This is a genomic window from Thalassotalea litorea, from assembly GCF_043642205.1.
Taxonomy (GTDB): Bacteria; Pseudomonadota; Gammaproteobacteria; order Enterobacterales; family Alteromonadaceae; genus Thalassotalea_A; species Thalassotalea_A litorea.
Genome location: NZ_JBHZSG010000003.1, coordinates 194,767 through 203,694, shown reverse-complemented (window position 1 = coordinate 203,694; position 8,928 = coordinate 194,767). Strand labels below are relative to the sequence as shown.

The following is an 8,928-nucleotide window of genomic DNA, read 5'->3' as shown; positions in this document are numbered from 1 at the left end:
TTCTCTGCAATCAAAGCCTTGTCTAAAAGCCTTTAAATTCTCACTGAGTGAGCAATAATTTAATGGGATTGGTATTAGGTATAGAATTTGCCGGAATCAAGGTTAGACGACTAGACTAAGTCATTATAATTAACAGAGCAAAACTATGTCTAATCACGATGAAATTTCGGTGATGTTACCTTTATGGAAACGGTGCCTGATAACGTTAGCAGTAATGCTGGTAGTGAGTTTTTTGATAGGCTTATTGGTGCGCGGTATCTTTGGTATCACACTTCCTGACTATGTATCGGGTGTTATTGGTGGTTTCTCTTCAATACTCATTTGGGAGTTCTTGAAAAGGGTTCGACCTAAGTCTTGATCATTTTTGGTATTCTCCTATCGATTTTATATGTACTGGGTGCTATCTCGGCATTCCATGCCGTCATTTACAGCCGAACCTCACAAGGTGCCATTGCCTGGGCACTGTCGCTAACTTTTTTCCCTATTGTTGCCGCACCCGCCTATTGGGTATTTGGTCGTCGAAAGTTTGAGGGGTATGTCCTTGCCCGCAAACAAGTGTTAGAAGACTTTGGCGAGATCTCTGCCAATATGGCCAACAATATTCGACCATACCTATTATCGGCACAAGAGACTAACTCTAGCATCCACGCCGCAGAATTGATGGCTCGGGTGCCATTAGTTACTGGTAATCGTTGTGAGTTGCTCATCGATGGTGAGGCAACGTTTAAATCGATTTTTGATGGTATTGAAGGTGCGCAGGAATATGTGCTTGTTCAATTTTATATTGTCCGATCTGATGGTTTAGGTAATGCGTTAAAAGATCGATTGATTGCCAAAGCCAATAGCGGAGTAAAAGTTTTTTTTCTGTATGATGAGCTTGGCTCTGTTGGCATCGGCACCTCATATATCAAAGAGCTAAAACGCTCCGGTGTTGTTGTACATCCCTTTAACACGAGAAAAGGGATCCATAATTCATTCCAGGTTAATTTTCGTAATCATAGGAAAGTCGTGGTCGTTGATGGGCAAACAGCCTGGATAGGGGGTCATAACGTTGGTGACGAGTACTTGGGTAAAGATGAAAAAATTGGCGCCTGGCGCGATACCCATGTAAAAATCTCAGGGCCAGCGGCACTCGCGGCTCAGGTGTCCTTTTTAGAAGATTTTCGTTGGGCGGCCGATTACTTCCCTGAGGTTAAATGGCAAACTAAGACAGATCATAAAGAAAATCAGCCAGTGTTAATCATTCCTACAGGGCCGGCCGATGATATCGATACTGCGCTGCTAATGTTCACCCACATCATCAATAGTGCGAAATCTAGGATCTGGATTTCAACACCTTATTTCGTGCCAGACGAAAGCGTTATATTGGCGCTGCAACTGGCACGACTGCGCGGTGTTGATGTTCGGGTGCTAATTCCTCAGGTACCGGATAATTTATTAACGTATTTTGCAGCCTACAGCTTTTTTGATGATTTATTTGCCAGTGGCGTCGAGTTCTACCGTTATCAGGCTGGTTTTACTCATGAAAAAGTGCTGTTGATTGATAATAATTTATCTGCCATTGGTACCGCTAACTTTGACAATCGTTCGTTTCGACTTAATTTTGAAATTACTGCTCTGATTGGCGACGAAACATTTGCTCGGGATGTACAAACAATGTTTGAACAAGGGTTTGGACAAAGTATTTTGATGCAAAAAGATGACTATACCAATAAGTCCATCTGGTTTAAATTCGCGGTCAATGCTAGCCGCTTAATGTCACCAGTTCTGTAGAATTGCATCTACTAAGCCTAAATGTGTGGCCCAGGTCCTTGTTCTGCCGCCTTATCATCTGGATTGACAAGCAGACACCTTTTCATAGACAAACATCCACAACCTATACAGTCATCGATATTATCTCTTAATGCCGTCAAAGCGATTATTTTTTCATTGAGTGTTTGGTGCCAGGCGGCAGACAATTGCTGCCAATCATCAGCACTGACTTTTCTGGTATCGCTCAACAGAGCGAACTGTTGTTTTATTTGGTTAAGGGTAATACCCGCGGATTGGGCGATTTTAATCACTGAAATGATTCGAATAACATCTCTTGCATAACGCCTATGATTACTGGTATTTCGAAAGGATTTGATCAATCCTTTATTCTCATAAAAATGTAGGGTGGAGATAGCGACGCCTGTTCGCCGCGATAATTCACCGACGGAAAGTTCTTGTTCTGGCACTGTGATACTCACGAATAGCAAAGGTGATATTAGATTAACCGGAACCAGAATGGTTGCCTAGGCTAGAGAGATAAAAACACGCCAGAGTCTTAAACTGCGACTCTGGCGTGAGAGGGAGAAACGTTAATTGTCATGCCTGTTTGGCATTAATAATAATAATCGTCGTGATTATGAATTTGCGGGTCGTCAATCAGTTCTTCAAGGCCCACTTCAAAACTTCTATTGTCCTGTAAATCGGTTAAGTAAACCATCTGAGTTGCACCATCAACCCAGGTTACCGTGCCACTTCCCTTTCGACTACCGCAGATCATTCCTATACGAATCTTGTCAAAATCCATACTTCCTCCGTTTTAAGTGAAAGTGATAGATCGGGGCTCACATTTTGTCAGCAACCTGATGTATGACCCGTAGCGGCAGGAAAAGTTCCAATAAATGTTTGATAAAGTTATTACGCGGTATTAAGGAAAATACTCAATACCCAGTGAGCACGCCCTGGATGCACCGGTGACGCAGGGCAAATTGGAAGGTAAGCGAAGATCAAATTGACGTGCGAGCCAGGCGAAAACGACGGCTTCCAGACTATCATTGTCTATACCTTTATCCGTTGACAACATTACTCGGTGTGTAGGCAAGTTATTTTTAAGTGATTGCATTAACGTTTTATTTTTTGCACCACCGCCGCAAATTATAACGTCAGAATGGCTTGATAGGATTTCGACAGTGTCGGCGATGGTTTGGCTCGTTAACGCCACCAACGTTGCTTGTATATCTTCTGGTGCTATATCTAACTCGCCCGCTTGGTACGCGTTAAGTTTGGCATTGAGCCAGTCTATATGGAAGTATTCGCGGCCCGTGCTTTTTGGGTAAGGCAAAAGAAAATATGGGTCAGACTTTAATAAGGTTAATAGCTGTTGATTCACCGATCCTGTTGCAGCCCAGTGTCCATCCATATCAATGCCGATTTCACAGCGTTTGTGGTGGCGTCGATACCAATCGTCCAATAGTGCATTCCCCGGTCCAATATCAAACCCACAGGGTTGTCGCTTTAAATCGCCCGGAAGATAGGAAATATTGCTTATGCCACCGATATTGACTACACATACGTCGCTACCTGCTTGCTGAAAAATTGCCTGATGATAAGCCGGGACCAATGGTGCGCCTTGTCCTCCAAGCGCCATATCTTTTTGCCGGAATTGACCAACGACGCGGATCCCGGTGTCACAGGCTAACGTTTGGCAACAACCAATTTGCTGGGTAAAAGCATGGTTGCCTTCGGGACGATGCCTGATCGTTTGTCCATGATTGCCAATGGCCTGGATTTGATCAGAAGATAGGTTTTGTTGCTGGAGGAAATCGTTGATCGCGTCACTAAAACACAAAGCGAGTTTTTTATCTAAAAAGCCAGCGCGATCAATTTCATTGTGGCCCGGTACATAAAGGCCAGTGATTTCTTCTCGAATGGCAAGGGAATACGGGGCGAAATAGCTGGCAACGAGCTGTGGTTGCTTACCGGCAAAATCCACCAGTGCCAAATCGATACCATCGGCACTGGTTCCCGACATCAAGCCTATATACAGGCTTGCCTGGTTTGCATTATTCTGCGATTTCGTCTTGGCTGACATCCGTAGCGGCCAATAGTGTGCGTTTTGAGCCTTGCAATTCGGTTAATAACTGAGTCGCAGATGCCGTAAATTCGTCTTTATATTGTTTATTGATGGGGAGCGCATCGGGTAATTTCACCGTACGTGGGTTGCGATGCACGCCATTAAGCAAAAATTCATAATGCAAATGTGGCGCTTGCGATAACCCAGTAGAGCCAACATAACCAATGACCTGACCCTGCTTTACTCGCTGGCCTTTTTTGACCGCACGCTTAGAAAAGTGCAGGTATTTGGTTACAATATTGTTCGCATGCTGAATAAATACATAATTACCGTTGTATTTATTGTAGGTGGATGCAATAACCCGCCCATTACCCGCTGCCTTAACGGGTGTGCCTGTCGGAGCTCGATAGTCGACGCCATTGTGGGCTTTGTAACGCTTTAAAATTGGGTGATAACGCTTAGGTTTAAAGTTTGAGCTAATGTAATTAAAACTAACCGGAGCACGTAAGAACGACTTGCGCATGCTTTTTCCGCTTGGCGTATAATACTCTCCATCTTTAAACCGAACCGCCTGGAACAACTCACCCTGGTTTTCAAATTCAGCGGCTAGAATTGCACCATGACCGACGAATTCGCCGTCAATGTATTCATTTTCATACATCACACTGAAATTATCTCCAGCGCGAATGTCCAGAGCGAAATCAACATCCCAACCGAAGATGTTAGCCAGGTTCATGATCTGCGCATTGGTCATTCCGGCACCAAGAGCTGCATTCCAAAAATTCGACTTTATGGTTGCCTGAGCATAAGAAATTCGGCGCTCTACCTGTTTTTCGTCAAAGGCAACGACAAAACCAGTGTCATCTTTACTCAGCTGTAAGGTTTTTATCGGTGAAACCGCATAGGATAAGGCAACCAGCTTTTGTTGATCATTGCTGGCAATCTGTAATTCGTCACCAACCTTGAGGCGTTTAAGAATATCGGCACCTTCGGTGTTGGCTATTTGATGGGTTGTCTTTGCTGGAAAACCGAGGCTTGAGAGAATCTTTCCCAGCGAGTCGCCACTTTTCACTGTTACGGTTTGCCAGTTTACGGGTTTATCAATGGAACTTGCCTCACCTTCTGCTGTTTCGACAGCAACATTGACAAGTTCAAGTTTATTCTTTTTACCCACTTCCACCGATGGCAAACCAGCGACTTTGTGCTCTTTACCTGAATTAGATGGCAAAACCAGCAGAAATAGCATAAAAATGCCGCAACAAATGATTAACATTTGATGTTTTCTGGGAAGTTGTGAATATAGATTGATTATATTATTCAATGTATTAACGCTATTTCTTGGAATTTTCATAGGTGTATCATTTTAAACTATAACAAAAAAAGCAAAATCCACATAACTTTTACACTTAAATTGCCTGAAAATATACAGTAGAATTGTAACCAATACTGATTAATTAGATTTCAATTGAGACAACTTAATGACCGATATCCAAAAGGCGTTTGCTGAGATTAAGCGTGGCGCCGAAGAAATTTTGCTTGAAGATGAATTATTAGAAAAGCTGAAAACCGGTAAACCGCTAAAAATCAAAGCTGGGTTTGATCCAACAGCTCCGGATTTACATTTAGGTCATACAGTATTAATCAACAAACTGCGTCAGTTTCAACAACTGGGCCACGAAGTGATTTTTTTGATCGGTGATTTCACCGGTATGATCGGAGATCCGACTGGAAAAAATGTAACGCGTAAGCCGCTTACTCAGGATGATGTCCTGGCCAATGCGCAAACCTATAAAGAGCAGGTTTTTAAAATTCTCGATCCCGCCAAGACCCGTGTCGAATTCAATTCCACCTGGATGGAAAAGCTCGGTGCAGCAGGCATGCTTAAGCTTGCGGCACGTCAAACGGTTGCTCGCATGATGGAACGTGATGATTTTAAAAAACGTTTCAAAGAAGGTCAGTCTATTGCCATTCATGAATTTATGTATCCACTGGTACAAGGATGGGATTCGGTTGCATTGCAAGCCGATGTCGAGCTTGGTGGTACCGATCAAAAGTTTAACTTGTTGATGGGGCGTGAATTGCAAAAGTCTGAGGGTCAACGTCCGCAAACTGTATTAATGATGCCGTTATTGGAAGGTCTGGACGGTGTTCAGAAAATGTCTAAATCACTTGGAAACTATATTGGTATCACGGATACGCCAACGGAAATGTTTGGTAAGGTTATGTCGATATCAGACGATTTGATGTGGCGTTATTACGATTTATTGTCGTTTAAAGAACTAGGGGTTATTGCCGGATACAAGGCTCAGGTTGATGAGGGCGCAAATCCACGCGATATCAAAATTGAATTGGCAAAAGAATTGATTGCTCGCTTTCATGACCAACAAGCGGCCGACGCTGCACACCAAGAATTTATCAACCGCTTTCAAAAAGGCGCGATGCCAGATGATATTGCTGAAATGGAGATTGCTACCGATAGTGGTGAACTTGCGATCGCGAATGTGTTGAAAGAAGCCGGCTTGGTGGCTTCAACGTCGGAAGCGATGCGCATGGTCAAACAAGGGGCAGTGAAAATTGATGGTGAAAAAGTGGTGGATAATAAACTTGTCTGCTTACGTGGCACAGAAGCCATCTACCAGGTTGGTAAGCGCAAATTTGCTAAGGTAACTTTGAAATAACCCGCTATCTAATTGTTTATTGATCAAAGCCAGTATTAACCTTGTGTTAGTACTGGTTTTTTTATGCGTAGTTATACCAATCAAATTAAGTTTGTGCACAACTCAGAGTTAAGGCCGAGGTTCAGTTACAACAAAGATTTCATTGATATAGTCATTCTATATTAATGAAATATAGGGCCGTAAATGGGCCTTAAGGTAAACTCCCTACGGGTGAGTTTTAAAGGCGTTTGAACTACGTTACTGATTTTGGCTGATTTTGGCTGTTTTTGAGAGCGGAATAACCATTCTCTGCAACCAAAGCCTTGTCTAAAAGCCTTTAAACTCTCACTGAGTGAGCAATAATTTAATGTGATTGGTATTACAACAAAGATTTCATTGATATAGTCATTCTATATTAATGAAATATAGGGCCGTAAATGGGCCTTAAGGTAAACTCCCTACGGGTGAGTTTTAAAGGCGTATATCCTGCGTTACTGATTTTGGCTCATTTTAAGAGCGGAATAACCATTCTCTGCAATCAAAGCCTTGTCTAAAAGCCTTTAAATTCTCACTGCGTGAGCAATAATTTAATGTGATTGGTATTATATCGATGCGATGGATTGAGTGATTAATGATTCAATTTGGTATAGAGTTAAGATCTAAGGACACAAACTAAGAATAACATTGAGTTACCATAAATCTGCAGCAATCATTTTCATCACGATGCTATTTTCTCTGGCGGGTTGTGCCAATCAACCTAGTGCGAAATACAACGCTAACTATCCGTTTTCAGAAATTGTCAGTTACTCGCTATTTCCAAGAAGTCATGCCATCAATGATGTGCAAAGGCTGAGCGATTTTCAAAGAAATCGTATTGAGCTGGCCATAGAAGAGGCGATGGAGGACTTAGATTTTTCCTATGCCGAACAAGAGAATGCCGACGTGGTGGTCAGTTACTTTGTTGTCCAATCCAGTTTGCGAGAACTTAAAGCCTATAACCGTGAAGTCAAAGCCTGTCTTGTCTGTACTGAGAAAGAGCAGCGCACGATTAATAAAGCGGTTAGGACCGATATGCTGATCATCGATTTGCTGCCCACATCCAATATGCGCAGTGTTTATCGGCAAGTCACCGATCTGAAAATGAAACCCAAAAATAGTTCAGATGAAAACCGACAATTGATCATCGACGCGGTTGAGCAAGCTCTTGCCGACTTGTCTGTTCTGGTTAACCCGAAAAATTAAGCGTGTTTAGTTTTATACCAATCCCATTAAATTATTGCTTTTCTTCAGCAATTGTCGATTAAACCGTATAATAGGCGTATGAAAACCGCGATAGTCTTAAACTATCAAAAATAAAGAGATTACATATGACCATTCCAAACGATGAAATTGGTTCAATCTTACTGGATATGCAAGACGCAGGCATGGACTTAACTCAACCTGTAATTGTTGAATTCTTTCAGCTTTTTGAAAAAAAACAAAATGCTCAGGCACTAGCTGACTTTCTGGCAACCTTGGATGATATCATTGAGGTAAAGTTGCATCCCGATCAAACGCCTGAAGTCTGGGATGTTGATTGCACCGTAAAAATGATCCCAAGCTATGAAAATATTGTTGCCAAAGAACGTTATTTTGAAACATTAGCCCGTAAATATGATGGCTATAATGATGGCTGGGGTGTGCACTTAGATGAGGCGGATTAGCGCGACGCTAATCCAATTCACTGAGTCATTCGTTTTTCTTCTCCTGCTCTTCATGCTCTCCTCCTTCGCTTTCAAATTCATCATCCCGCCCGCGCTGATTATGCACATCTTCGTCATCATCGATGGCAAAAGCGGGTAATGAGAACCCCCAATAAATGGCAGCCAAGCGCAGTAGTAAACCACAGAACATGGCAACAAATAGTGAGAAATTCTCACTAAAACCAAGGCTTTCAAAAATTACAAATAGACTGGCTGAAAACAGCGCTACGACGGCATAAAATTCACGGCGCAATAACAGAGGGATTTGGTTACATATGATGTCACGAATAATCCCGCCAGCGACACCCGTGATGGTACCCATGATGACCGCCATTAAACCGGTCATTTGATAATCCAGGGCTTTTTGTGCGCTTAATACCGCGAACATCGCGAGGCCAAACGCATCAACAACCAATAACAATCGCATCGGTACATGACTCGGTCGTCGAACAAACAGCATTGTGATCAGCGAAGTGATCACGATTGAATAGATGTAGTCATTGCGAGAAAGCCAGAAGACTTCGACGCCCATAATCAGGTCGCGAATTGTGCCACCACCAACCGCCGTGATAGCAGCAAGAACCATTACACCAAAAGGGTCAAGTCGATAGTGGCCGGCAGTCAGTGCACCGGATAAGGCAAACGCCACAATCGCGATAGAATTAGAATATTCAATGAAGGCGGATATATGGTACTCTTCCATCGC

At 42.8% G+C, this 8,928-nt stretch carries 10 protein-coding genes; 5 read left to right on the top strand and 5 right to left on the bottom strand.

Annotation, left to right across the window (positions count from 1 at the left end):
• Positions 1–145: 145 nt before the first annotated feature.
• Together ACHUFQ_RS02980 and cls are read left to right on the top strand one after the other, a co-directional pair.
• Entirely contained in the window at positions 146–358 is a 213-nt protein-coding gene (locus ACHUFQ_RS02980) for a hypothetical protein (RefSeq protein ID WP_394172818.1), read from the top strand.
• Positions 355–1,773: a cardiolipin synthase gene (gene cls / locus ACHUFQ_RS02975; protein ID WP_394172816.1), complete on the top strand. Its 1,419-nt coding sequence runs from the start codon at positions 355–357 to the stop codon at positions 1,771–1,773. The genes ACHUFQ_RS02980 and cls overlap by 4 nt, the downstream gene beginning before the upstream one ends.
• Before the next feature lie 17 nt (positions 1,774–1,790).
• Here the strand turns inward: cls and soxR are convergent, their stop codons facing one another.
• From soxR to ACHUFQ_RS02955, 4 genes are all read right to left on the bottom strand, one after another.
• Positions 1,791–2,219, bottom strand: a complete 429-nt coding sequence (soxR, locus tag ACHUFQ_RS02970; protein ID WP_394172814.1) for a redox-sensitive transcriptional activator SoxR — start codon at positions 2,217–2,219, stop codon at positions 1,791–1,793.
• Positions 2,220–2,365: 146 nt separating this feature from the next.
• Entirely contained in the window at positions 2,366–2,557 is a 192-nt protein-coding gene (locus ACHUFQ_RS02965; RefSeq protein WP_394172812.1) for a hypothetical protein, read from the bottom strand.
• A 120-nt stretch (positions 2,558–2,677) separates the two neighbouring features.
• Entirely contained in the window at positions 2,678–3,841 is a 1,164-nt protein-coding gene (locus tag ACHUFQ_RS02960) for an anhydro-N-acetylmuramic acid kinase (RefSeq protein WP_394172810.1), read from the bottom strand.
• Positions 3,813–5,096: a peptidoglycan DD-metalloendopeptidase family protein gene (locus tag ACHUFQ_RS02955; protein ID WP_394172808.1), complete on the bottom strand. Its 1,284-nt coding sequence runs from the start codon at positions 5,094–5,096 to the stop codon at positions 3,813–3,815. Before ACHUFQ_RS02955 ends, ACHUFQ_RS02960 begins: the two co-directional genes overlap by 29 nt.
• A 205-nt stretch (positions 5,097–5,301) precedes the next feature.
• Between ACHUFQ_RS02955 and tyrS the strand changes: the two genes are divergently transcribed.
• The 3 genes from tyrS to ACHUFQ_RS02940 all read left to right on the top strand — a co-directional run bounded on the left by tyrS (position 5,302) and on the right by ACHUFQ_RS02940 (position 8,183).
• Entirely contained in the window at positions 5,302–6,501 is a 1,200-nt protein-coding gene (gene tyrS / locus ACHUFQ_RS02950; RefSeq protein ID WP_394172806.1) for a tyrosine--tRNA ligase, read from the top strand.
• A 663-nt stretch (positions 6,502–7,164) separates the two neighbouring features.
• Complete coding sequence (locus tag ACHUFQ_RS02945; RefSeq protein ID WP_394172804.1) at positions 7,165–7,722, top strand: DUF4136 domain-containing protein; 558 nt, start codon at positions 7,165–7,167, stop codon at positions 7,720–7,722.
• A gap of 125 nt (positions 7,723–7,847) precedes the next feature.
• Positions 7,848–8,183, top strand: coding sequence for a ribonuclease E inhibitor RraB (locus tag ACHUFQ_RS02940; protein ID WP_394172803.1), 336 nt, complete (start codon positions 7,848–7,850; stop codon positions 8,181–8,183).
• A gap of 25 nt (positions 8,184–8,208) precedes the next feature.
• On the opposite strand, the gene ACHUFQ_RS02935 is transcribed toward ACHUFQ_RS02940, so the two are convergent.
• Positions 8,209–8,925 carry a trimeric intracellular cation channel family protein gene (locus tag ACHUFQ_RS02935; protein WP_394172801.1) on the bottom strand — a complete coding sequence of 239 codons (717 nt, stop codon included), beginning with the start codon at positions 8,923–8,925 and terminating at the stop codon, positions 8,209–8,211.
• Positions 8,926–8,928: the final 3 nt, after the last annotated feature.